Source organism: Thermococcus sp. MAR1 (genome assembly GCF_012027305.1).
Classification (GTDB): Archaea; Methanobacteriota_B; Thermococci; order Thermococcales; family Thermococcaceae; genus Thermococcus.
In genome coordinates this window covers 76648-100313 of sequence record NZ_SNUF01000001.1, presented here as the reverse complement: position 1 = coordinate 100313, position 23666 = coordinate 76648, and the positions used below count along the sequence as shown (strand labels likewise).

29 protein-coding genes are annotated in these 23666 nt (G+C 54.3%); 11 read left to right on the top strand and 18 right to left on the bottom strand.

The annotated features are described in order from the left end of the window. Positions 1-9 precede the first annotated feature (9 nt). Both iorA and E3E25_RS00535 read left to right on the top strand, forming a co-directional pair. Positions 10-1950: an indolepyruvate ferredoxin oxidoreductase subunit alpha gene (gene iorA, locus E3E25_RS00540; protein WP_167891413.1), complete on the top strand. Its 1941-nt coding sequence runs from the start codon at positions 10-12 to the stop codon at positions 1948-1950. Further along, positions 1947-2555, top strand: a complete 609-nt coding sequence (locus tag E3E25_RS00535) for an indolepyruvate oxidoreductase subunit beta (protein ID WP_167891412.1) — start codon at positions 1947-1949, stop codon at positions 2553-2555. Before iorA ends, E3E25_RS00535 begins: the two co-directional genes overlap by 4 nt. Positions 2556-2719: 164 nt before the next feature. Here the strand turns inward: E3E25_RS00535 and E3E25_RS00530 are convergent, their stop codons facing one another. Both E3E25_RS00530 and E3E25_RS00525 read right to left on the bottom strand, forming a co-directional pair. Next, entirely contained in the window at positions 2720-3730 is a 1011-nt protein-coding gene (locus tag E3E25_RS00530; RefSeq protein ID WP_167891411.1) for a histone deacetylase family protein, read from the bottom strand. 7 nt (positions 3731-3737) lie between these two features. After that, entirely contained in the window at positions 3738-4310 is a 573-nt protein-coding gene (locus tag E3E25_RS00525) for a TATA-box-binding protein (RefSeq protein ID WP_048152114.1), read from the bottom strand. Positions 4311-4453: 143 nt separating this feature from the next. Between E3E25_RS00525 and E3E25_RS00520 the strand changes: the two genes are divergently transcribed. After that, positions 4454-4876: a DUF356 domain-containing protein gene (locus E3E25_RS00520; RefSeq protein ID WP_167892546.1), complete on the top strand. Its 423-nt coding sequence runs from the start codon at positions 4454-4456 to the stop codon at positions 4874-4876. A gap of 1 nt (position 4877) precedes the next feature. On the opposite strand, the gene E3E25_RS00515 is transcribed toward E3E25_RS00520, so the two are convergent. Continuing rightward, the gene (locus E3E25_RS00515) at positions 4878-5420 is read right to left on the bottom strand and encodes a multiprotein bridging factor aMBF1 (RefSeq protein ID WP_167891410.1); all 543 of its coding nucleotides are present in this window, start codon (positions 5418-5420) and stop codon (positions 4878-4880) included. Between the two features lie 70 nt (positions 5421-5490). Here E3E25_RS00515 and E3E25_RS00510 point away from each other — a divergent pair, with 70 nt between their 5' ends. Together E3E25_RS00510 and E3E25_RS00505 are read left to right on the top strand one after the other, a co-directional pair. Next, on the top strand, positions 5491-5988 hold the full coding sequence (locus E3E25_RS00510) for a GNAT family N-acetyltransferase (RefSeq protein WP_167891409.1): 498 nt from the start codon (positions 5491-5493) through the stop codon (positions 5986-5988). Positions 5989-6031: 43 nt separating this feature from the next. Next, the gene (locus tag E3E25_RS00505; RefSeq protein WP_370456661.1) at positions 6032-6292 is read left to right on the top strand and encodes a hypothetical protein; all 261 of its coding nucleotides are present in this window, start codon (positions 6032-6034) and stop codon (positions 6290-6292) included. On the opposite strand, the gene E3E25_RS00500 is transcribed toward E3E25_RS00505, so the two are convergent. The 6 genes from E3E25_RS00500 to E3E25_RS00475 form a co-directional block, all read right to left on the bottom strand. Next, positions 6289-7149: a DMT family transporter gene (locus tag E3E25_RS00500; protein WP_167891407.1), complete on the bottom strand. Its 861-nt coding sequence runs from the start codon at positions 7147-7149 to the stop codon at positions 6289-6291. The two genes, E3E25_RS00505 and E3E25_RS00500, sit on opposite strands and share 4 nt — an antisense overlap. A 64-nt stretch (positions 7150-7213) precedes the next feature. After that, a complete protein-coding gene (locus E3E25_RS00495) occupies positions 7214-7618 on the bottom strand; it encodes a Zn-ribbon domain-containing OB-fold protein (RefSeq protein ID WP_167891406.1) in 405 nt (134 codons plus the stop codon). A 1-nt stretch (position 7619) separates the two neighbouring features. After that, a complete protein-coding gene (locus tag E3E25_RS00490; protein WP_167891405.1) occupies positions 7620-8780 on the bottom strand; it encodes a thiolase domain-containing protein in 1161 nt (386 codons plus the stop codon). 10 nt (positions 8781-8790) lie between these two features. Further along, entirely contained in the window at positions 8791-9843 is a 1053-nt protein-coding gene (locus E3E25_RS00485) for a hydroxymethylglutaryl-CoA synthase (protein ID WP_167892545.1), read from the bottom strand. A 131-nt stretch (positions 9844-9974) separates the two neighbouring features. After that, complete coding sequence (locus E3E25_RS00480; protein WP_167891404.1) at positions 9975-10655, bottom strand: fibrillarin-like rRNA/tRNA 2'-O-methyltransferase; 681 nt, start codon at positions 10653-10655, stop codon at positions 9975-9977. 5 nt (positions 10656-10660) lie between these two features. After that, the gene (locus tag E3E25_RS00475) at positions 10661-11932 is read right to left on the bottom strand and encodes a C/D box methylation guide ribonucleoprotein complex aNOP56 subunit (protein ID WP_167892544.1); all 1272 of its coding nucleotides are present in this window, start codon (positions 11930-11932) and stop codon (positions 10661-10663) included. Positions 11933-12220: 288 nt separating this feature from the next. Here E3E25_RS00475 and E3E25_RS00470 point away from each other — a divergent pair, with 288 nt between their 5' ends. Continuing rightward, entirely contained in the window at positions 12221-12919 is a 699-nt protein-coding gene (locus tag E3E25_RS00470; protein ID WP_167891403.1) for a hypothetical protein, read from the top strand. A gap of 57 nt (positions 12920-12976) precedes the next feature. Here the strand turns inward: E3E25_RS00470 and E3E25_RS00465 are convergent, their stop codons facing one another. Continuing rightward, positions 12977-13945 carry a ribose 1,5-bisphosphate isomerase gene (locus E3E25_RS00465; protein ID WP_167892543.1) on the bottom strand — a complete coding sequence of 323 codons (969 nt, stop codon included), beginning with the start codon at positions 13943-13945 and terminating at the stop codon, positions 12977-12979. A 238-nt stretch (positions 13946-14183) separates the two neighbouring features. Between E3E25_RS00465 and E3E25_RS00460 the strand changes: the two genes are divergently transcribed. Next, a complete protein-coding gene (locus E3E25_RS00460) occupies positions 14184-15440 on the top strand; it encodes a PLP-dependent aminotransferase family protein (protein ID WP_167891402.1) in 1257 nt (418 codons plus the stop codon). 68 nt (positions 15441-15508) lie between these two features. Next, complete coding sequence (locus E3E25_RS00455) at positions 15509-16354, top strand: gamma-glutamyl-gamma-aminobutyrate hydrolase family protein (RefSeq protein ID WP_167892541.1); 846 nt, start codon at positions 15509-15511, stop codon at positions 16352-16354. Here the strand turns inward: E3E25_RS00455 and E3E25_RS00450 are convergent. Next, positions 16281-17123, bottom strand: a complete 843-nt coding sequence (locus tag E3E25_RS00450) for a radical SAM protein (protein ID WP_167891401.1) — start codon at positions 17121-17123, stop codon at positions 16281-16283. The genes E3E25_RS00455 and E3E25_RS00450 overlap by 74 nt on opposite strands. A 59-nt stretch (positions 17124-17182) precedes the next feature. Between E3E25_RS00450 and E3E25_RS00445 the strand changes: the two genes are divergently transcribed. The 3 genes from E3E25_RS00445 to E3E25_RS00435 all read left to right on the top strand — a co-directional run bounded on the left by E3E25_RS00445 (position 17183) and on the right by E3E25_RS00435 (position 18803). After that, a complete protein-coding gene (locus E3E25_RS00445; RefSeq protein ID WP_167892542.1) occupies positions 17183-17590 on the top strand; it encodes an OsmC family protein in 408 nt (135 codons plus the stop codon). A 39-nt stretch (positions 17591-17629) separates the two neighbouring features. After that, the gene (snatA, locus tag E3E25_RS00440; RefSeq protein ID WP_167891400.1) at positions 17630-18271 is read left to right on the top strand and encodes a neutral amino acid NAAT transporter SnatA; all 642 of its coding nucleotides are present in this window, start codon (positions 17630-17632) and stop codon (positions 18269-18271) included. Between the two features lie 250 nt (positions 18272-18521). Beyond that, complete coding sequence (locus E3E25_RS00435) at positions 18522-18803, top strand: family 4A encapsulin nanocompartment shell protein (RefSeq protein ID WP_167892540.1); 282 nt, start codon at positions 18522-18524, stop codon at positions 18801-18803. Positions 18804-18812: 9 nt separating this feature from the next. On the opposite strand, the gene E3E25_RS00430 is transcribed toward E3E25_RS00435, so the two are convergent. The 7 genes from E3E25_RS00430 to pfpI all read right to left on the bottom strand — a co-directional run bounded on the left by E3E25_RS00430 (position 18813) and on the right by pfpI (position 23629). After that, positions 18813-19994: an RNA-guided endonuclease TnpB family protein gene (locus E3E25_RS00430; RefSeq protein ID WP_167891399.1), complete on the bottom strand. Its 1182-nt coding sequence runs from the start codon at positions 19992-19994 to the stop codon at positions 18813-18815. Beyond that, a complete protein-coding gene (locus tag E3E25_RS00425) occupies positions 19975-20583 on the bottom strand; it encodes an IS607 family transposase (protein WP_167892539.1) in 609 nt (202 codons plus the stop codon). The genes E3E25_RS00430 and E3E25_RS00425 overlap by 20 nt, the downstream gene beginning before the upstream one ends. A gap of 54 nt (positions 20584-20637) precedes the next feature. Next, positions 20638-21561 (bottom strand): triphosphoribosyl-dephospho-CoA synthase, encoded by a 924-nt coding sequence (locus tag E3E25_RS00420; protein ID WP_167891398.1) that lies wholly within the window; start codon positions 21559-21561, stop codon positions 20638-20640. Next, positions 21562-21789, bottom strand: coding sequence for a hypothetical protein (locus E3E25_RS00415; protein WP_167891397.1), 228 nt, complete (start codon positions 21787-21789; stop codon positions 21562-21564). It abuts the gene before it with no gap. Position 21790: 1 nt separating this feature from the next. Continuing rightward, the gene (locus tag E3E25_RS00410; protein WP_206204624.1) at positions 21791-22222 is read right to left on the bottom strand and encodes a PspC domain-containing protein; all 432 of its coding nucleotides are present in this window, start codon (positions 22220-22222) and stop codon (positions 21791-21793) included. 40 nt (positions 22223-22262) lie between these two features. Then, positions 22263-23003 (bottom strand): hypothetical protein, encoded by a 741-nt coding sequence (locus E3E25_RS00405; RefSeq protein ID WP_167891395.1) that lies wholly within the window; start codon positions 23001-23003, stop codon positions 22263-22265. Between the two features lie 125 nt (positions 23004-23128). Continuing rightward, positions 23129-23629 (bottom strand): deglycase PfpI, encoded by a 501-nt coding sequence (pfpI, locus tag E3E25_RS00400; RefSeq protein WP_167891394.1) that lies wholly within the window; start codon positions 23627-23629, stop codon positions 23129-23131. Positions 23630-23666 lie beyond the last annotated feature (37 nt).

The following is a 23666-nucleotide window of genomic DNA, read 5'->3' as shown; positions in this document are numbered from 1 at the left end:
TGATTTTGGATGGCGAAGGTTACAGACATGGTTTTGTGGGACAAGCCGGGGGAAAAGGTTCTCCTACTCGGCAACCAGGCGATAGCAAGGGGAGCACTTGAGGCGAACATAGCTGTTTACGCCGCCTATCCCGGAACCCCAAGTTCCGAACTGACCGACACTATGGCGGTCGTGGCAAAGAAGGCCGGTGTTTACATGGAGTACTCGACCAATGAGAAGGTCGCCTTTGAGACGGCTTTAGCGGCCGCATGGAGCGGTCTTCGTGCCATGACGGCCATGAAGCACGTCGGCCTCAACGTTGCGGCCGATACATTCCTCAGCTCGGTAGGCATGGGCGTCGAGGGTGGATTCGTCATAATGGTGGCAGATGACCCAAGCATGTGGAGCAGTCAGAACGAGCAGGACACGAGGGTTTACGCGAAGTTCGCCAACGTACCGGTTCTTGAGCCGAGCTCGCCTCAGGAAGCAAAGGAGATGACGAAGTACGCCTTCGAGCTCAGCGAGAAGTTCAAGCACTTTGTGATTTTGAGAACCACCACCAGAACCTCCCACGCTCGCGGTGACGTCGTTCTTGGCGAGCTTCCAGAGGAAATAAAGGCAGGAAAGAGGAAGTTTGGAAAGTTCAAAAAAGACCCGAACAGGTTCGTTGACGTTCCTGCCAACGCAAGAAAGTTCCACCCGATAATCCTGGAAAAGATAGAGAAGATCCGCGAGGAACTCAACGAGTGCCCCTTCAACTGGATAGAGGGCGATGAAAAAGCCAAGGTCGGCATAATAGCTCCGGGATTGGCATACGCCTACGTCAAGGAGGCCCTCCATTGGCTCGGAGTTGAGAACGTCAAGGTTCTCAAGCTTGGCACACCGTTCCCGGTCCCCTACGGCCTGCTTGAGAAGTTCCTTGACGGTCTTGAGAAGGTTCTCATCGTTGAGGAGCTTGAGCCAGTAGTTGAGGAGCAGGTCAAAACCTGGGCCTATGACAAAGGCCTTAGAATCCCGATTCACGGGAAAGACCTTGTCCCAAGGGTTTACGAGATGACGACGAGAAGAGCTGTTACGGCCATAGCCAAGTTCCTCGGACTTGATGTACCTCTGGACTATGCGGAACTCGATGCCAAATACGAGAAGGCCCTTCAGCTCGTCCCGCCGAGGCCGCCCAGCCTCTGTCCTGCCTGCCCGCACAGGAACAGCTTCTACGCCATAAAGAAGGCCACCAGGGCGAGGGGAATATACCCAAGCGACATAGGCTGTTACACCCTTGGCCTGCTCCCGCCGCTTAAAGCCGTTGACACCACCGTCGCCATGGGCGGCTCAATAGGCATAGCCCACGGCCTTGAGATAGCCCAGCACGGCTCCATAAGTGAGGAGCAGAGGAAGAAGGAGAAGAAGGTTATCGTGGCAACGATAGGCGACTCGACGTTCTTCCACACCGGACTTCCTGCCCTGGCGAACGCAATATACAACCGCTCCAACGTGCTAATAGTGGTTCTCGACAACCTCGTTACCGCCATGACCGGCGATCAGCCCAACCCGAGCACTGGCCAGACCCCCCACGGTATGGGTAAGAGGATTCCGATAGAGGACGTTGCTAAAGCAATGGGAGCCGACTTCGTTGAGGTTGTTGATCCATACGACATAAAGAGGACATACGAGGTCATGAAGAAGGCCCTTGAGGTCGAGGGAGTCAGCGTCGTCGTGTCAAGGCAGGTCTGTGCCCTCTACAAGATAGGCCAGATGCGCCGGAGGGGAATGAAGTGGCCTATATACTACGTGGACGAAGAGGCCTGTACCGGTTGTAAGATATGTATCAACGCCTACGGATGTCCGGCCATCTACTGGGATGAGGAGAAGAAGCAGGCGAGGATAGAGCCCAGCATGTGCTGGGGCTGCGGTGGATGTGCGCAGATCTGTCCGTTTGATGCCTTCAAGCCCGTGGAGGAGGGAGAGGAATGAAGGAGTACAATATAGTCATCTCCGGTGTGGGCGGCCAGGGTGTCCTTACGGCCGCCAACATACTCGGCTGGGCGGCTCTTCATGCCGGCTACAAGGTGAGGATGGGAGAGGTTCACGGAATGAGCCAGCGCTTTGGTAGCGTTGTTTCCTACGTCCGCTTTGGAGAAGAAGTCTACGGCTCAATGGTTCCCGAGGGAAAAGGCGATGTAATCCTCAGCTTCGAGCCGGTTGAAGCTCTCCGCTACATAAACCACCTCAAACAGGGCGGAATAGCAGTCATAAACACAAAGCCCATTGTTCCGGTTCAGGTGTCAATGGGGCAAGCCAGGTACCCGGAGCTTGAGGAGATTAGAAAAGTCTTCGAGGAGGAGTGGAAGGCAAAGTGGATAGGCTTCAACGCAGAAGAGCTCGCCATGAAGGCCGGCCACGTCATCACAACCAACACCGTCCTGATAGGGGCTTTAACTCAAATACCGGAGTTCCCCCTCGGCGAGGAACACGTCAGGGAAGTCATAAGGCTCAGCGTTCCGCCGAAGGCCGTGGAGATGAACATGAAGGCCTTTGACTTTGGGGTTAAGGCCGCCAAGGAGATACTGGGGCTTTAAAGCCCTGTTTTAATCCTTTTATTTCGTTTATCCATCCAGTTTTTGTCTCTAAATCAACAACCCCTCCCTTGATAGGCTTCGCGAGCTTCAGCTGATTTTGGGTGAGTTCCAAGAACACTTTTTTTAACTTCTTACCAAAGTAAATCAACTTACCTCCCGGTAAGCTACAGCCCCCACCAGTTCCTGTGGACGGATATCACCCTTTGAACAGTGGAGAGGGTTTCGTAGCCAGGCTTTATCGGACTCCGTTCCGTTCTACCATCCAGATAGCCCTTGATGAACGCCGGAAGTCCCTTCATCAGTCCGATGTTGTAGCCGCCTTCGAAGATGACCGCGAGCGAATAACGCGAGAGAGTTGAGCCGGCGTAGCTGAAGAATCGCTCCGTCAGCCTTAGAGTTGTCAGGCTCTCCCCAAGAAAGCCGTCGAAGCCTGCCGAGACCACCACAACGCTGGGGTCCCTTTCTCCCAGAATCGGCAGGACGATTTCCTCCCATGCAAGGATATAGTCATCATCACCAGAGTAATGGGGCATGGGAACGTTTACCTTGCTCCCCTCAGCGTCCTTTCCCCCAACGTCGTACTCGTAGCCGCTCCAGGGATAGATGTCGCGCTCGTGGAGGTCGATGTGGACCACAGCGGGGTCGTTCCAGAATATCTCCTGCGTCCCGTTCCCGTGGTGGGCGTCGAAATCTATCACCACGGCGTTCCCCTCAAGTTCCCTGAGGGTGTAAGCGGCAAAGGCGGCGTTGTTGAAGATGCAGAAACCGAGGGTTGAGGCGTTGAATGCCCTTCCCGACCTGCCAGCATGATGTCCGGGAGGCCTAACGAGGGCCAGATACAGCCCTTTCTCCTTCACCGCAAACTTTACGGCATCCCTTGCTGCACCAAGGGCCGTAAGAGCCGCCTCCCACGTGCCGGGGGACACGTAGGTGTCCGGGTCGAGGTACGTAAAGCCAGCCGCAAGCTCCCTAATCCGGTTTACGTAGTCCCCATCGTGTATCAGAAGCACGTCAGAGGGCGAAGCTGGCACCGGTTCCAGAACATTCTCCTCATTCCACAGCCCGTTTTCAGATAGGCCCCTTATCGCGTAGTCCAGTCTGGTGGGGTTTTCGGGGTGGTAGCCTTCAGGTTTATGCTCGCGGAAAATGGGGGAGTAAAAGATTCTGAGGGGCAAGAGGGTTTCACCACTCCTCCTCTTCCTCGATAAGGCCGTACTTCTCCAGCTCACGGAGGAGCTTTCTTACAGCCTCCCAGGCGTCGTGTTCGCTCTTCGCTCCAGAGCAGACTATCTTTCCGGACGAGAAGAGCAGTATCACAGCCCTCGGCTCCTTTACACGGTATATGACGCCGGGGAACTGCTCGGGTTCATACTCACAGTTCGGCAGGCTCAGAGCGACGGCATCGAGGTTGAACTCCATGCCTATGTCACCGCTGAAGACCATGTTCTGGATGTCTATCTGGGGCGCGCGGCCGAACTTGGCGCCTATCTTCTTGAGCATCTGGATGAGCTTGTTTACAGCCCTCTCAATGTCCTCGACGCTCTTGGCGCCGGTAACGACAAGCTTGCCGGAGCTGAATATAAGGAGCGCCACTTTAGGCTCTTCAAAGCGGCATATTATTCCCGGGAACTCTTCGGGGTTGTACTTGGAGTTGGGACATATCTCTATGACTTTCTCAAGGTTCAGCTGCGTAAAAAGATCCACAGAAGCAACGATGTTTTCGATTCTGAGCTTTACATTGCTCATGTCGACCAAGGCTTACACCTCCAGATGGTGGGTTTAAAAACCCTTTATAAATGAGGCGGATTGAGTTTTTAAAGGTTTAGGTTCGACGAAGATGAAACTTTGGAGTGAGAAGGCTTAAAAGGTGCCGGCACAAGGAGAGCACGGTGATGCTTATGAGAAACACGATGGTTTTAGTAAGGACCGACAACTTCCAGAAGGCTAGCATAGCCCTCGCCGACCTGGTGCGCTACGGCGGCATGGAGATACGCGGCGACCCCAGGATCATTCCCCCCGCCCTCTCAGACTGGGCCTTTGAGAAGATAAGCGGCGAGAAGCCGAGGAGGCGCTTCAGAGCGCATGTGATCGCCCAGATAGACCTACCGCCGGCGAAGGCTATTGGCAGGCTCATGGACATCCACCCCCCGGCGCATATACTCGTGATACCCCCCGACAGCGAGGTCTGGGAGGAGCTGATTCGCCTCTGGAGCACCTTTGAGAAACTCCGCGGCTTCCACCCGCCGAAGAGAACCAAGGCAGAGGAGCTGAGGAAGAAGAGGGAGAAAGAGATGAAGAACGAAGAACTGGATGAACTCTGACTCACTTCTTCTTCCGCTTCTTGATCTTGATGTTGGCTATGTCACCGAGCGTCGGTTCGTAGTCCCTGGGTATTGAAGGCTTCTTCTCGATCTCGGTCTCGGCGCGCTCGATGAGGGTTATCTTGAAGTACTTCTCCAGCTTTTTGGCTTCCTTTATCGTCGGCTCGCGGTGGCCGTGGGCTATTGCCCTCAAATCGTTCATCGAGAGACCGATCTCGTGGGACAGCTCCTCGTAGCTCTTCCCGGAGCGCTGTATGGCCCTGTAAACCCTCTCGGCGTAATCCTCAACTATCTCCTCTGTATACAGCGGCCTCTCGGGTCTGGGTTTGGAGGAGGGCCTCGGCCTGGCCGGCCGTGGATAGGTTCTTCTCACCGGCTGCCTGCCGGTGGGCATTATGCTGAAGGTTCCGGGCTTCTTTCCACCGTACTTCTCGTAACACCGGTCGCAGACGAGAACCTCAGCCCCCTCAAGCCTTATCTTGTGGCCGGATCCCCTTATTGGAGCACCGCATATCTCGCAGTATCTAGGCTTGGCTTTCCCCATCTCAACCACCTTCTTGCCACACTTAAGGCTCGGAGTCAGGCTTTTTAAACCCCACGATGAGCTTATATTGATGAGCAGGGTAAGGATAGAGAAGCTGAAGAAACTCGACCAAGAAACGTTGGAGAGGCTCATTGAGATATACATGCGGGGCTACGAGGGAATGCGCGAGTACGGCGGTGAAGGGGAGAGCTACGCGAAGCGCTACCTCAGGTGGTGCTGGGACAAAGCTAAGGACGGCTTTTTCATCGCGAAGGTCGACGACGAGGTTGCTGGCTTTATAGTCTGCGACAACGACTGGTACAGCAAGTACGAGGGAAGAACGGTCGGAGCTATCCACGAGTTCGTGGTAGACAGGCGCTTCCAGGGACACGGAATAGGCCACAGGCTCATGGAGAAGTGCCTGGAGTATCTGGGAAAGCACAACGATAGGATAGAGCTGTGGGTCGGGGAGAAGAACGAGAAAGCTATAAGGTTCTACAAGGACTACGGCTTCAGGCGCGTCGGCCAGAGCGGGATATGGGTGCGCATGGTGAAAGACCTGCGAAAAGGAGATATAGAAAACCGCTGAGGGATGGTCGATGCCATGCATAAGACCACCTCAACCTGAGAGGGTGAAAAATTTGAAGGAAGAGAGTTTCATACGCGAAGGTAAGGGCAAACTGAAGGTCGTCATAGAGAGCGAGGGAGAACGAATTGAAACTACCATTAACGGCTCCCTGAAGAGCGTTGAGAAAATAGCCGAGATGCTGGGTGTTGAGGTGCAGAACGGGAGAATAGAGGCGGTCGTCGATGGGGTGAAGATCAACGCCGAGCGCGGAAAACTGGAGATGGAGTTCGAGAACGGGGACAGGATGAAGATTGAGAAGGCCTAAGAGAAGAGCGCTATCATCAGGATCCCGAGGCTCGTCAGGACAAGGGCAACGCCGAGTTTTTCCGTGAATCTCTCTTTTAGGAAGAGCACCGCTATAACCGAGGCCATTATCGGGCTCGACTCGGTCACCGGCGTGGCTATGCTCGAGCCCGCAAGCTTTAAGGCCAAAGCGAAGAAGTATTGCCCGAGTATTGTCCCCAGGAGGGTTATGACGAACACCAGACCCCAGCCCCTGGCACCGAGCTTCTCAACATCTCCCTGGATTCTCGGAAGAAAAACAAGGGAGGCGAGGGCGCCGAAGCCTATTCTGAGACCAATTACCGCGAAGGCGCTTTCTCCTTTAACGAGCCAATCGGTGACGATGACCGCGAAGGTCCAGAGGAGCTGGGCCGAGAAGACATAAGCCAGACCTCGCCAGCTTGTTTCACCATCTGAGCCGCCCTCTGAGGCTATTACAACGACCGCGAGGACGATGAAGAACGCTCCGGCCAAGAGGCCAAAGGTTAAGGGTCTATCAAGAGTGTAGTGGGCCACGAACATCGTCAGTATCGGGTGAAACGTGACGAGAATCGCCGCACGGGACACGCCGAGGAGGTTCATGCCCTCGAGGAAGAACCAGTCCGCTAAGGTGAAGCCGACGATGCCCGAAACGATGAGGATTGCCCACTGAAGCGGAGAAAGATGCGGGAAGCCAATGTAGATGACGAGAGGAACGTAGAAGAGAGCACTCAGGATTAGCCTGAGGACGTTGAGCGAGATTGGATCGATGTCCCTCATGGAGACCTTCGAGAGAACCGAGGCGAGGGCCCAGACGAAGGCCGCCGAGATGGCCAGTATCACTCCGAGTGTTACGTTCATGATCGAGAAAAGAGACGTTCAAGTTATAAGGCTAACGCTTCGAGAGGAGTGGAAAAGAAGGAAATCACTTCAAAACCGGCCTGAACTTGTAGCCGTAGAGGATTATTCCGTCCTCCTCGAACTCCCTTATCTTCTTGGTGACGACCTCGACCTCCATGCCGAAGTCTATCTCTTCTGGGTCAACGTCGGTCAGCTGGGCGAGTACTATTGGCCCCTCCTCAAGCTCAACCAGAGCCAGCGGGAAGGGCTTGTAATACTCGAAGCCGCTCGGCGGGTTCCTCACTATCGTCCAGCTGATGACCTTCCCCCTTCCGCTCAGCTCGATTTCCTCGACGTTCCTTGAACCGCAGACAGGGCAAACAGACCTCTTCGGGAAGTGCACGTGGCCGTTCTCGCACTTTCCACCTATAAGGCGATACTTCTCGCGGAAGTGCCTCCAGTAGCGGGAAACCTGCATCGGGCGCGCCATTTCAGACCCTCCTAAAAACGTTGACCGTTATGTTCGAACCGGTTCCACCTATGTTCTGGGTGACCCCAACCTCGGCATCCGGCACCTGGCTCGGCGCCTCGCCGCGGAGCTGGAGTACCGCCTCAACCGTCTGGTAAACGCCGGTGGCTCCGACCGGATGACCGCGAGCCTTGAGACCTCCCATGGTCTGTATCGGGTAGTCTGCGTCAATCGCTATCTGTCCCTCCTTCGCCAGCTTGGCCCCTTCTCCCTTCTTGGCGGCGCCGAGGGCTTCGAGGCTTAAAGCGGCCATGACGGTGAACGCGTCGTGAACCTCGAAGAAGTCGATGTCCTTCGGCTCGACGCCAGCCATCTTATAGGCCCTCTCGGCAGCGACCTTTGCCGCCTTGAGGGTGAGTAAATCCTCCCTGCTGGCGAGGCTTATGGTGTCTATGGCGCGCCCCATTCCGGCAACCTCGACCCACTTCTCCTTCGGAACGCCGAGCTCCTTGGCTTTCTCGGGCGTGGTGATTATCACCGATGCCGCACCGTCGCATACCGGCGAGGCATCGAAGAGCTTGAGCGGGTCGGCAACGTAGGGGCTCTTGAGGACGGTCTCAACCTTAATCGGGCGCTTGAACATCGCATAGGGGTTCTTGGCACCGTTGGCGTGTGCGTTGACCGCGAACAAAGCTAAATCCTCCTCGGTGTAGCCGTAGGCCTTCATGTAGTAGCGCATCACGAGCGCGTTGAGGGCAACAAAGCTCGCCCCGTGGAAGAGCTCCCACTCGGCATCCGCCGCGTAGGCAAGGTATCTGGTGGCGTCGCTCGGCCAGGCGTCGGTCATCTTCTCGACTCCAACTACCGCAACCACATCCTCAAGCCCGCTGAGTACGGCCTTGACTCCTTCCTGCACAGCCGCACCACCGCTGGCACAGGCGGCCTCGATTTTAACGGCTGGGATGTTTCCAAGCCCGGCCCAGTCGGCTATGAGCGCACCGAGGTTCTCCTGCTCCACGAAGGGACCGGAAACCATGTTTCCGACGTAGAGCGAATCCACCCTGTCTATTCCAGCGTCGTCCATCGCGTTGAGGAGCGCCTCAACTGCCAGATCCCTCAATCCGAGCTTCCAGTGCTCGCCAACCGGGGTCATACCGGCACCTATTATGACTGCCTTCCTCATCTCGACCACCTCACACTATGTACTTCCTCCTTGCCTTCGCGTAGAGGGCGTAGTCGATGTACCTCTTCCTGTTCACGTAGTCCATGGTCTTCGGAGCCAGCTCGCGCTTCTCTTCTATTGCATCTTGAACGACAACGCTGAAGGCGTCGCTTCCAGCGCCGGAACCGAAGGAAACCCACAGAATCCTGTCGCCGGGCTTGGCTATGTCGAGAACGGCAGAAACTCCGACCATCGTGGCACCGCTGTAGGTGTTCCCAATGATTCCGGTAAGCAGGCCGGGTAGAACCTTCTCCTTCGGAATGCCGAGGATCTTGGCAACGGTGAGCGGGAACTTGACGTTCGGCTGGTGGAAGACCGCGTAGTCGAAGTCGTCCACCGTTAAACCGAGCTCCTCCATAAGGGTGTTGGCCGCGTTGACTATGTGGTGGAAGTAGGCCGGCTCGCCGGTGAACCTGTTACCGTGCCTCGGGTAGTGCTCGTGCTGGCGCCTCCAGAAGTCAGGCGTATCGGTGACGTATGAATAGCTTCCCTCGAAATAAGCGAGAGTCTCAGAACTTTTCGGTCCGACTATGAAGGCCGCTCCTCCCGCCCCGGCTGTGAACTCAAGGTGGTCGCCGGGCCTTCCCTGGGCTGTATCAGCGCCAATGGCCATGGCGTAGTCGGCCATCTCCGAGCCGACGAAGCCTATAGCGGTTTGCAGAGCCTCGGTTCCCGCCTTACAGGCGAACTCGAAGTCAGCCGTGCTTACATCGGGAGTTGCACCGATTGCTTCAGCGATGACTGTCCCAGTCGGTTTGACCGCGTAGGGCTTGCTCTCGCTTCCGAACCAGACAGCGCGAATAAGCTTCGGGTCTATTCCTGCTCTCCTGAGGGCGTTTCTCGCCGCTTCAATTCCTATCGTGAGCGCGTCCTCGTCGAGACCGGGAACGGCTTTCTCCTCAATGGGGAAGCTGGAAACTCCCCAGACCCTTCCTATCTCTTCGGCCTTGATTCTATACATCGGGACGTAGGCACCGTAGCCGACGATGCCGACTTCGCGCCTCGGCTTCAGGAGCTTTTTCATGGGCATCACCTACAAAAGTTGAACGTAACTTCGGCTAAGGTTCATGGGCGAGTTATAAAAGTCTTTCGGTAAAAGTAAAAGGTTTTTTCGACGATTAGCGATAAAAAAAGGACGGAAAACGAAAGACGCCTTTATGGTTTCCTCACGACAAACAGCGCGTGATCCTTCTCGTATGGTTCGAGCGAAAGTCTCTCGACGACCTCAAAGTAGCTGGCTAACTCTTTCTCGACCTCCCTGAAGACCTGCTCGGGCTCTTTGGTGACGTCGATGCTCCTGCTCTTGACGCTTATCATGGCGTAGCCGCCGCTCTTGAGGTAGATTCTAGCGTTGTCTATGAGTATCTTCGCCTGAGTCGGCTGGGCGACGTCCTCGAAGATGACGTCAACCTTAGGAACGAGCGCGCGGTAGCCCTCCGGCTTGGTGGCGTCGCCGAGTATCGGCACGATGTTCCGCCTTTCTTCAACAAGCGGAACGAGCTCCCTCAGAACCCTCGGCGAGAACTCGACGCCGAATACCTTCCCCTCCCAGCCGACAATGTCGCTGACGTGGCTCGCGGTGGTACCGCTCGCGACTCCGAGGTAGAGAACCTTTGAGCCGGGCTTTATCGGGAAGTTCTTGAGGCCGTTGAGTATCGCAGCGGCGAGCTTCGAGCGCCTCGGGTTCCAGACCCTGTACTCCTCGCCCTCGAACTTGATCAGCCTCTCGCCGTAGACCTTCTGACCTGGAACAAGGTTTTTCGTCGCGATTTTCTCGCTACCATCCTCATCAACGAAGACGTAAACGCCCGGGAACTTGTGCTTCTTAATCTTCATTTACCTCACCTCTTGCCGCCCTTCTTCCTCTTTTTACCCTTCTCGCCCTTCTTGCCCCTTCCTGCCTTTTCCTTCTTCTTTCCACCAAAGCCCTTGCCCCGCTTTTCCTTCCCCTTGAACTTCTTCTTTTTCTTCTTTTCCGGTTTGGCCTTCCTCTTGGGTGGGTTCGGATACTTCTGCTTTATCTCCTGGATGCGCTGCTCTATCTCCTGCTTCAGCTCCTCGGCTATGTACTCGCCGGAGAAGTAGTCAACACGCGCCGCTATGGCTAGCTTTCCTGCCAAAGCCCTCGCTATCTTACCCCTCTGCCACCACGGTGAGCGGTTTATGGCAGGATACTGGAAGATGACTCCGTGCTTTGGAGGTTTAGCACCGCTCCTCAGATGCCTGAAGAGGGCCTTCTCGGCGCCGAGTACCTGTATGGTCGAGGCGGGCATCATTGCGAGCTCTCTGAGTCCGCCGGCGAGGCTGAGTAGCCTGGCGCCGAGCTTGGCACCGACCAAAGCTTTCAGGTTAGGTGCAACCTCGTCCATTGCCGTCTCAAGGTAGTCCTCTATCTGCTCCCTGAGCTTGTAGAGGTCGCTTATCTCGCTCGCGAGCTTCATTATGATGTCCGCGTCGAACTTTCCGAGCGGGGCACCCATCGAGGCTTCCGCTGCCTTTATAATCTTTTCAACCTTGCCCTCGGGGAAGCCGAGGCTCTTGAGCTTCTCCTCGCTGACGTTCTCCCTCGGGCCGACTGCCTTGACGAAGGCAACGTACTGCTGGTGCTTGGGAAGGATTTCATCAAGCTCAGGGAAGTGCAGGCTGTACCACTCCCTCAGACGGGAAACGAGAAGGTTGATGACCTTGTCAATGTCGTCAAGGGACTCAATGGCCTGGATTATCATCTTATCGCGCGCGCCGCTCTGCTCCTGTATGCGGAGCCTAGTCAGGGCAACGCCGACGCTGAAGTACTCGTCGAACCACTTCTCTCCCAAAAACTCCTCTGGACTGGAGCGGAGCTTTTCCCCAGCTATGTTGGGGAACTCGGCGGTAGCGTTGTAGCCAAGCTCCTTCAGGTTTCTGCTCAGCTCCGAGTCCTCAAGGACGAACTCGTCGTAGCCCCTCCCCTTAAGCTCGTCGAGGAAAGAAACCAGCTCGTCGCTTGGCTCACCCTTTAAAAGCCTGTCGAGGCTTGCCTCCGGCCTTCCAGAGAAGACCCTCTGATCAATGAGATTACCGCTCTCGTCAAAGGCGTATATGCCCCTGACGTTCTCGGCAAGGTACGCTTTCATTATCATCACCCTCTCAGTTTTTGTCTCCGAAGTATAAAAGGGTTAGGCGTTTTAAACCCTTGCGTGTATTTGTTTTGTGTAAACCTCCGTGGAGACCCCTGGCAGTCAACGAGAATGGGGGGATAATCAGTGGCAAATAAAGGGTTGGGCCTAATGGTCTTCTTATTATTTTTGTTTTTCTCACTGGTGTTTGTTGGATTATTCAATGGAGGGAATGATAAACCTTCTCAAAAGACCTGTGTGTTTTCCGCGGATTTTCCCATCGTTCAGTCGCCGCACGTTATAAACGTGGCTTACTATCCCGAGAACGGCTCCAAGGTAAGCTTCAGCGAGTCCTTTGGAGCCTGGCCCATCACCGGGGGAAGCGGTTACTCAGTCATCGATGAGTGGGCCACCCAACTTGGCATAGCCCCGCCCTGCCACATCCAGCGCGGAGAGGTCAGGGTCCAGATAGAAAAGGGTGCCCTGGCTTCCCACGGCATGTACCTCTGCCATCACAATCCGAATCCGACGGATTCACTCCGAGAGAAGTGCCTCAAGGAATACACTCTCAGGACAGAGCTAATGATTCCGTCAGGAGAAGTGAAGATTGCCACCTTCGTCGTCCCCATCGGGGAAGGAAGATGGAAGAAAACCGATATGCCCTTCTGCGGGAAGGCTCTTGACCTGACCTCTGCAGGATCATGTCCTCCAGTAACTTCATGGGTGAATGGAACCTGCAGTTGCATCCCAGAGGACATTCTAAAGACCACGATAGGGAGCATAGAATCCGCTGGCTTCAAGAAGCGCGAGGAAGTAACTGTCCTGGAGACAGAGGCGCTGAAGCCCCTATACTCGGCCCTATTTGTTAAAAACGACCAGTACCTCTACGTCGAATTCTCCGAGGTCAAGGACATGAACCTGGTCAGAGTTCTCATGATAATGGGCGACGAGAAAACCGTGAAGGCCTACGCGGAAGCATTCACCGCAGTGGGCGGAGGAGGTTAAAGCATTTCACTTTTCACAATCGAAAGGACGGAGAATAAAGAGACAAGGAAAAAAGCCTCAGCCCTCCCAGGGTTCAGTGTACTTGAGGGCCCAGCCGAACTCCTCCTTGAGTATGTCGATGGCGGCACTCGGCGGGATTATGCCGCGCTCGGTTATGATGACGTCCACGTACTCCGGCGGGGTAACGTCGAACGCTGGATTCCAGACCTCTATGTTCTTCGGCCAGGTCTTGAGCTCCTCCTCCGGAATGACCTCCGTCGGGTCGCGCATCTCTATCTCCACCAGCTGGCCGAGCATGGTCTCGGGGTGGAACTTGTAGGTCTCGGCAGCTATCATCGTCCATATCCTGTGCTCCTTGGCGGTGAGGGCTATCAACGCAGTTCCAATCTTGTTTATGACCGCGCCGTTGACCGTTATGCTGTCTGCACCCATGACCACCTTGTCCGTCATCTTCATGTAGTGCCTCGCGGCGCTGTCAACGACGTAGATTACCGGGATGCCATAGGAAGCAAGCTCCTTAGCAGTGAGCTTGCCCTGCCACTTGGGCCTCGTCTCAGTGACGATGACCTTTATGTCCTTGCCCTGCTCCCAGGCGGTCTTCATGACGCTTATCGCCGCTTTGCTGTGGCAGTGGGTCATTATAACGTCTCCATCCTCTATGCGCTTCGCCCCCATCTCGCCTATCCTTTCGATAGCCTTCTCGGAGTTGTGAATGAACTCCTTGGCCGCGTTTATGACTATGAATTTCAGCTGGTCAAAGTCGGCACCGCCGGCGTAGGCAACTTTTCCCCGGTGCATGACGTAACGGAGCGCGTTGGGGAGGGAAACAGCTGTTGGCCTCGTCTCGTAGAGTATCTTGGCCGCCTGCTTCATCTCGCTCCAGAAATCGTCAACGTTCGCTGCTTTGCTCTTCTCGGCCTGAAGCTGGAGCGCATATGCCGCAGAGCGGGCTATTTTCCCAGCCCCCCTAATCCTCATGTCCCTAATTTCCTCCGCTATCTCAAGCACTTCCTTCACTACCGCCATTGCCATCACCCCTCTTCGGTAAACTCAGGTTATGACGGGAGGGTTTATAGGGATTTTGTGTTCACCCATGTTCCCTTCAGTTCTTTGATGTTCTTAAAAATACTCTCGCTGTTGAGTTTACAAACGTAAATGCCACTAACGACCATTGCAGAAAGATTTATAACCAATCGCCGCTACCTCTTAAGTGTATAGATTTGGTGACATGATCAAAAGTGTGCATCTAATGGGGGGAACGGAAGTGGAGGAAAAACTTATGCGCAAGCTGGGTTCTGGCTCACTGGATTTTGAGGCCTACTTCTCGGAGAAGGCCAAGGGTATGAAGGCGTCGGAGATTAGGGAACTCCTCAAGCTCGTTGAGGCGGGGGATGTCATCTCCCTTGCAGGCGGCCTTCCAGCTCCGGAGACGTTTCCCGTTGAGACCATCAAGAAGATAGCCGCCGAGGTTCTAACCCACCATGCCGATAAGGCCCTTCAGTACGGCACTACGAAGGGATTCACGCCCCTCCGGCTGGCGCTGGCGAAATGGATGGAGAAGCGCTACGGTATCCCGACCAGTAAAGTGGAGATAATGATGGTGGCAGGAAGCCAGCAGGCTCTGGACTTAATCGGGAGAACCTTCATAAACCCGGGGGACATCGTCGTCGTCGAGGGGCCAACCTACCTGGCGGCGCTCAACGCGTTCAAATACTACGACCCCAGGTTCGTTACCATTCCAATGGATGATGATGGAATGAGGATTGACCTCCTTGAAGAGAAGCTGGAAGAGCTGAGAAAACGGGGCGAGAAAGTAAAGTTCGTGTACACCGTTTCCACATTCCAGAACCCGGCTGGAGTGACTATGAGCCTCGAAAGGAGGAAGAGACTCATAGAGCTGGCCAAGGAGTACGACTTCCTTATCGTGGAGGATGGGCCCTACAGTGAACTCCGCTACTCCGGCGAGCCAATACCTCCTATCAAGCACTTTGACGACGAGGGTAGAGTCCTCTACCTCGGAACGTTCTCAAAGATACTCGCGCCCGGATTCAGGCTCGGATGGATTGCGGCGCACCCACATTTCATCAGGAAGATAGAGATAGCCAAGCAGGCCGTCGACCTCTGTGCTAACACCCTCGCCCAAGTTATAGCCTGGAAGTACGTCGAGGACGGCCACCTGGATGAGCACATCCCCAAGATAATCGAGTTCTACAAACCGCGCAGAGATGCCATGCTCGAGGCCCTAGAGGAGTACATGCCAGAAGGAGTGAGGTGGACCAAACCGGATGGTGGAATGTTCATCTGGGTGACCCTACCTGAGGGCATAGACACAAAACTCATGGCAGAGAAGGCCATAAGCAGGGGCGTTGCATACGTACCCGGTGAGGCGTTCTTTGCTAACCGTGACGTTAAGAATACCATGCGTCTCAACTTCACCTACGTCCCGGAGGAGACCATACGCGAAGGCGTCAGGAGACTAGCAGAGGTTATAGAGGAAGAGATAAAGGCCCTTAAGGGCTGACGTCCCTTCTTTTTCTTCCCGCAAAGCTTTTTATTCTGACGTGGACACATCACTAGGTGGTGGTACTTATGAGGCCATTGATAGGCATAATAGGTCAGGTTGACCCATCCAAAAACAGGCTTTTTCTCGACCGCAGGCACGTTGAGAAGGTCACCGCTGCCGGGGGCGTTCCGGCGGTTTTCAACATAAACTCCTCCCCCGAGGAAGTCCTTGAGCACGTGGACGGAGTACTGCTCATCGAGGGGCCAGATGTCCATCCCCACTTCTACGGAGAGGATCCCTCGGGTGCGATAAAATACGTTGATGTTGACAGAGACGAGTTTGAGATACGGCTCGTGAAGATGGCCGTGGAGATGGGTGTTCCGATACTCGGAATCTCCCGCGGGATGCATGTGATAAACGTGGCCCTCGGGGGAACGCTCTATCAGGACCTGAACGACATCCCAAAAGCCATAAAGCACGATTGGGACGTCGAGCTGATAGGGCCTACCCAGAGGGTTCACGGCGTCAGGATAAAGACAAGCTCCACCCTCTACGAGATACTCAAGGACGAGCTGGACATAGAGGGAACCAACGAGGTTTATCTCAGGGTCAACAGCTTCCATCACCAAGCGGTTAAGAGGGTCGGTGAGGGAATAAAGCCAGTTGCCTACGCCGTGGACGGTCTGATAGAGGCCATCGAGGGAACCGAGGGCTTCATAATTGGCCTTCAGTGGCAGCCGGAGTACCTGCCCGAGATGGACAGGGTCTTCGAGGCCTTCGTCAAAGCCGCCTCCGAGTATCGCAGGGGCAAGCTTGAGATGGAGAAGATAGAGATAGAGGCCGAGCTCAGGGAGGAGCTCACAAAGGAACAAGATGAGAGCCATCACAGCTCGGAAACGAGCGGTAACCTTCACGACACGAACCGAACGTGATTCCTTTCCCCAGAACCTTCCTCTCCGCCTCCCTCAGGATTTCAAATCTCAACTCGCGAGGCAGGTAGTAATAGCCCCCTATCCTCTCACCCTTCTCGTAAAGGGGCCACAGCCTTTCCATCAGCTCCGGAAACTTGGCGAACATTCTCTTCCTTGAGTCGGGCCTGAGCTTGAGGGTCGAAACGGTGATGTGGCTCACAAAGCTTAAAGCGTCGAGCGTTTCATCGAAGTCCTCCCAGGTATAGAAGGGGATTATGGGGTCTATCCTCGCGTAAACTGGAATACCCGCATCCTTGGCCTTTTTGAGGGCCCGTATCCTGGCCTTGGGTGAAGGCGCGTTGGGTTCCAGAAGCTTGGCCTTTCTCTCGTCCACCGTCGTGACGGTTACCCCGACGGCGCACTTAAGCTCGCTAAGAACATCCAGGTCTCGCTCGAAGATGTCTGACTTTGTGAGGATCAGACAGCGGACGTCGTAGTGTTTGAAGAGCTTGAGAACGCTCCTGGTTATGCCCAGCTCACGCTCAATCGTTGGATACGGGTCGGAGGAGTAGGAGAGCGCTATTATGTGGCGCCGGTCAAAACGCCTTAACTCACGCTCCAGTTTTGGAAGAAGCCCCTCCTTCGTTCTCACGCGGAAGGCGTTGGGGATGTAGGAGGTTATGTAGCAGTAAACGCACGCGTGGTCACAGCCGGTGTACACATTGAGGGTGTACTTGAACGGACAGGTGCAGAGCTTAGCCTTCCAGGGGTCGAAGGGCCTGATGTACATCACCTTAAGTTTCAGAAACCCCTTTAAAGGCCTTGCCCGAGGTGAGAGGGGTGATGCTCATGACCGAACCCGTAAAAGGAAAGGTCGAGTGGTTCAAGGATTACCAGTTCATCGGCAGGATTGAAAGCGACAAATGCTCCGTCATACTTGGGGAGGGCGGCATAAGCCCCATGAAGCTCCTCCTTCTGAGCGTTGCCGGCTGCACCACCTATGACGTCGTCATGATTCTCCAGAAGATGCGCGAGCCTATTGAAGGTCTCGAAGTCGAGATTTCAGGCGAGAGGAGGGAGGAGCACCCGAAGATATACAGGAAAGTCCACCTCCACTACAGGATATACGGCGACGTGAAGGAGGAGAAGGCGAAGAGGGCGATAGAGCTGAGCCAGGACAAGTACTGCTCGGCCTCGGCCCACATGAAGCTAAGCGGCGCTGAAGTTACGTATTCATTCGAGGTAATCAGGGGTTAGGTTTTTAACCTCCTCTTCTTCCCGCCTTCGGGTGGTGACGTGATAGGGCTGGTCAAGCACTTCGTCATACTCTACGGCGGCCTGTTCGCAATAACGAACCCGGTCGGAGCGGTTCCAGTATTCCTCGGGGTTACCCACGACCTCTCCTGGGGCCAGAGACGGGAGATAGCACAAAAAACCGCCACCACTGTTATCGTGACCCTAGTCGTCTTCGCCCTCATAGGGGAGTGGATATTCAAGTTCTTCGGCTCGAGCGTCGATGCCTTCGCGATAGCCGGAGGAATTTTGCTCTTCAAGATGGCAATGGACATGCTCTCGGGCCGGCTCTCAACGGTCAAGATAAGCAAGGAGGAAACCGAAGAGTTCAGCGAGGAAGTGGTTACGCTGGAGGAGGTTGCCATAATCCCGCTCGCCATACCCCTTATCTCGGGCCCGGGTGCGATAACCACGGTCATGCTCTACATGGCCAAAAGCACTTCCGTTCCGGAAAAGGCGACGGTGATAGCGAGCATTCTCGCGATAGGCCTGACCGTCTGGCTGATTCTCTGCTCCTCCAACAGGATACAGAGGAAGCTCGGCAGGGTGGGAATAAAGGTCATGACCAGGATGATGGGTCTGATACTGACGTCCATGGCGGTGCAGATGATAATAAACGGCATCAAGGGGGCGTTTGGAATTTAACCCACCAAATCCCCTTCCCCATCATTTTTAACAACTCGAAAAAGTTAAACACCATGGGCGTTCTATGCTTAACCCCTTTCCCGCCCTGAAGGGCGAGGCTCCCAGAAGGTCAAGAGAACGAATTTGCTCATGATTCTTATGATAACAGGGGACGAGGAAACCGTGGAAGCCTATGAGGCCGCATTCAGCAGTGCCCTCTGAGCAATCACCCTTTTAAACTTCCCCACCAACTCTCTAAATGGTGTTGAAAATGCGTGGGGATTTGATCCGTGTTCTGAGCACCGCAGAGGAGAAGGCAAACGAGCTCAAGCTCGACGGATACGAGCCCGACGTGGTCCTTCTTGGAAAGGAGGCCTACGAGTTCATAATGGCGCAGATAAACGAGGAGTTCGGAGGAGATGAGGAGGTTTTCGAGCTCTCCGGGCTCAAGATACGTGTGGTCGAAGAGCTCGATGGTGACGCCGTCGTCATTGACAGCAAGGCCATCGGTCTGGGCCTGGGAGGCGCAAAGCGCTTCAAGGTCGTCCTATAACCGTTCTGGTTATCCGCTACTTTTGGAACGTGCGAACCAATCGTAGCGGATAACCTTCCCTCCTCCCGTCTTCATTGGAGGGCTTTCGGGGGGAACGGAGACTCCCCACATCTTCAGGGCCCTCAAGCGAATATTCCAACTCCCGACCACATCACGGTCGGCTTCAAACCCACACTTTGAGCACTTCAAAACCCTGTGCCCATTCGGGCTTAATTTCTCCCCACATATCGGGCACAGGGAGGAAGTGTGAGCAGGATTCACAAAAACAACCCTAACGCCCTTCAATTTAGCCTTGTATTCGATAATGCTCTGAAGCTTCCTAAAACTCCAGCGGTGCAAACGACCATTCATCTCAGCAGAATACCTGATTGACTCCCTGATTTCCGTTAAATCCTCCAAGACAATCCCACCGTATTTTTTCGCCAACTCGACGATTTTATTCGCAAGTTTATGATACAAGTCGTTAAGCCTGTTCCTCTCCCTCCGCCCATACTTTTCAAGGAGTTCCTTCCTCTTTCTTCCACTCCGAATTTTCTGCTGGATTTTCCGCCTCTTTACAAAGTAGCCCGTCCTAATTTCCCTTTCATGAGTGATAATTTGAACGAATTTCCCGTTTGGGAGGGAGAGGGTTACGTTGTTCTCGTTCAAGTCCACTCCAACAAAGGCTTTAGGTTCTTCAACCTCGACTTCCTTTGAGAAGACAGCGTTGAGGAAAACACCTTTCGGCGTTCTAACAAGCCAAGCCTGCCCAACCTCCCAATCCTTAAACCTCTCGTGGTATTTGGCAGGATAAAACTCCAGCTGAATTCTCCCGTTTGGAGTAGAGAGTTTTACGGTTTTGTTTTCTAAATCGAGTTTGAATAAGTGGTCGTCGAGCATTATGACCTCCTTCTTAAAAATAGGCTTCCCCTCAGCTTTCCCCTTCTTTCTCCGCTTCCTAAAGCTCTTGAATATTGCAGTGGCCATCTGGCAAGCCGTGTAAAGGTAATGGCTTGGGAGTTCGTGGTATTCTTTGCGTAATCCCTTGTAAGTTTCCTTCTTCAGCCGGTAAAAGCTGGTAACGTTGTTCTCAAAAGCGTAAGTTATGAGAAGGTTCACAATCTCACGATAAGTTTGGAAAAGCTCATCTAATCCTTCAGGAGTTTCCTTCAGCTTGAATTTTGCTGTTAGCTTAATCGTTTCTGAGGGCATTCTTTACCGCCTCGACGAGGCGTTTTTTCTTGTGAGAACGCATTCCATAAAGCTTTCCAGCGAAGGAAGTTACGATTGCCAGCAAGTCCTCAACGAGTTCTTTTTCCGGCGTCTTCTCATCGTCATCGAAGATTACTTCAATTTCCACGCCGTGTGAGTTGAAGTATTGTTCGAGGTATTTGAAGCCGAATCTCGTGAGCCTGTCCCGGTAAGTTATGATGACTCTGGTAACTTCTCCGCTCTCAACCAATTTGAAGAGTTGTTTTAAGCCTTTTCTGTTCTCGTTCAGGCCGGAGGAAATGTCAGTGAGAATTTTCACAACTTGGTATCCTTTTGAAGAACAGTAGTTTTTGAGGTATTCGACCTGTCTCTCCAAGTCCTCTTTTTGGTCTCTGCTTGAAACTCTGGCGTAAATGACAACTTTATCGGGAAGTTTTCCTTCGAGAATTCTCAGAATTTCACTCTCTGGAACTCGGTATTCTTTTCCAATTCTGTGAGCTTTCAGCTTGCCTGATTTAATCCATCTCAGAACCGTCATCTTTGAAACTCCAAGTTTCTTGGCGACTTCACCAGTACGATAAAGCTTCAGCCTTCTCGCCCAAAAGAAATTAGTGCCAAAAATATTTAAAAGTTTCGCTTGTTATCATTTATGAAACAGCCCCCAGACCCTCCCGTTTCTCAATTCTATCCTTAATCCCCTGAGAACGAGCAGGCTGAGAGAGACGGCCATAACGTCCGCCAGGCTTCCAGGGTTTCTCAGGTCGCCCCTTTCGCGCAGGAAGGCATCGAACTCCTCAAGGCTCAGCTCCCCTGCGAGAAGGGCTTTTGCCTTCTCCCGAACGAGCTTCGCCTCCTCAAGGCCGGCCTTTCTGGCTATCAGCGTGTCGATGTTCCTGGCCAAAAGTTCGATGAAGGCCATCACGACGGCGTCCTCCAGCGGGAGCTCCTTTATCAGCTCGTAGAGCCTTCCGAAGGTGGAGTAACTCAGCTCGTATCCGTCGAGCCACTCGCAGAAGATGAGTTCCCTTTCACAGCTCATCTCGGCGAGTCTAGCCAAGTTTATCCCGTCCTGGAAAAGCTCCCTGAAGGAATCGTCACTGTAAACATCGTACTTTACCCCGCTCGGGATTCCCTTGGGGTTGGCTATCCTTATCGCCCGGTAGAGCTCCATCGTGTCCCTGACGGTTGATTCCTCTATCAGCAGTTTCGCTTTTTTCCTCGCATCGAGCATGTTGCGGCCCATTGCCAGCCCCATGATGAGGGGAAGCGATAGGGCGATGATGCCAAAGTTGGGGTTGGCGTCCTGGGCCTCGCGCGATGCCCCAACGGCACGCTTTATCAGCTCGCCCAGACCGGCTTCCTTTGGTTCCAGTATGCCCTTTCTCAGAAGTTCCGCCGTCTTCACGGCCTCGTAGTAAACCCCCGTAACGGCCGTGTCGGCGAAGAGGAAGTGGTAGAAGGTGAGGTCGTCGAAGTCCCTAAAGCGATTCACGTTGCCCGGCTTCGGAACGGCCGCCTCGATGAGGGGACCGAGGGTGAAGGCTCGGACTATTCTCCACCGCTCCATTCAGACCACCAGGTACAGGAGCAGGTATATGAGGTAGAGAATTAACACGGCCCTTCTAAGGGCTCTTCTCGTCAGCATGTAGAGGCCAAAGGCTATGAGCGTAACGCCCCAGAAAGCGTCCCTTATATACGGCGCGTACGGCCTGAGCCAGTCCAGGAAAGATGGCTGGAACTCCCTCATAAGGAGGAGAAGGCCGAGAAAAACCAGAATCCAGCCGAAGGTTCGCATCTCAATCACCCCTCAGGAGGAGGATTATGCCGATTACGAGGAAGGTCACCGCCAGCAGCGTCCTGAAGTCCACGGCAGGGACGAGGAACGGCATGAAGGGGCCGGCCAGCAGTATTGCACCCAGTACTATCAGCAGGAGGGCGATTGCCTTCGAGTTTTCGTTTCCGGAAAAGACCTCCCCCAGCCTTTCCCCGGTCTCATCTACCAGGTTTTCGAGCCTGTCCGAGAGGGGTTCCTCAGTTTCTCCGCCCTCCTCGGGTATTATGAGCGCCGCAAGGAAGTAGAGCAGCGTCATGGCAACCGGGTTGAACACCAGAAGAACCACAAAGATAAGCCTTACAAGGGTTGGGTCAACGTTGAGATGCCGGGCTATGCCCCCGAGCACGCCCAAAAAAATCCGCTCCGTTTTTGACCTCACGAGCTTCTCAGCCATGTCTCTCACCGGGTTAGAAAAGATTGGGGGGCTTTAAAAATCATTGCCCTACGGAGACGTCGCCCACAACGTTGGAAATTCTGATTATGATTGGTCTTCCCTCGCCGGAGTGAGCCTTCTCGACCTTTCCAAGAACGTCGTCCAGGGAGAGGCTGACGGTGTAGTTGGGGGGCACCCTTATCCCGATGTCGCCCACGACGTCGTTTATGGTGACATCTCCCCCGGCATGGATACTGACATCCCCGACCACATCGTCAACCATGTATTCCGCTGGAGCGCTGCTCACAACGTCCCCAACGATGTCCTCGATGAATATCCTCGTGGTATTTGCCCCTATAAAAACGTCCCCAACTGTGTTCTGAACCCAGACGTCGCTCAATCCATTCCCAACCTCTATGATAATCCTTCCGTTTTTGTAATCCTCGCAGAGGTTGTGAGTACTAATCCCAAACCCGCTTCTCTTCTTTTCAACGAGGCAGTAAACGGTCAGAAGGCCGTTCTGGTAGGTTGCATTTACAGGGAGGTTGCTTTTAACCACAACCCCGCTAACGTCAGAGGAAATCAGCCGAACCTCCCCGACCACGTTCTTAACAATTACAGCTCCGGCGTCAAAGCGGCCGAGCTCCCTTAGAGGGCCGGCGTCTTTTCTCGGAGTTATCCCCTCGATATGGATGTCGCCGTGAAGGGCCAGGGCAGTTACAACTACACCAACGAGGAGCAGAACCATGACAACACCCACGACCGCACCCAAAAGCCCCGCCATTCTGCGCATCATACTCACCGATGAAAATTTCATCATTCACCGTATAAACTTTACGCCCCCGAGGGGTTATGCCCAGGGACAGTAACGCCCGAAAGTACGAGGAGAGTTAGAGGAGAGAAAACAAGGAAAAATGACGAAGCATCTCACTTCAAAAGCTTGACGAACTCCCTCATCCAGGCGTAGAGGTCGCCGGGGTGCCTTGAGCTTACCCAGTTGCCGTCAACGACGACCTCCTTGTCTATCCACTCTGCTCCCGCGTTCCTTACGTCGTCCCTGATGGTTACGGTGCTCGTTCCCTTCCTGCCCCTCAGCACGCCGGCTGAGATGAGTATCTGCGGCCCGTGGCAGATGCTCGCCACCGGCTTCCCAGCTTCAAACATTCTCCTGGTTATCTCAACTGCCTTCTCGTTGAGCCTGACTATTTCCGGAGCCTTTCCACCGGGGAGGACGAGAGCGTCGAAGTCGTCCGGGTCAACCTCCTCAAATGCCAGCTGAACCTCGACGGAGTAGCCGTGCTTGCCGGTTATCTTGCCCCTCTGGAAGCTCGCCACGTAGACCTCGTGGTTTTCCTCCTTGAGCCTGTGAAGGGGGTAGATAAGCTCTAAGTCTTCAAAACCATCGGCACTAAGAAACAGCACCTTCATCTCAAACACCTCCGTCCAAACGCTTAGAGGAAAATAG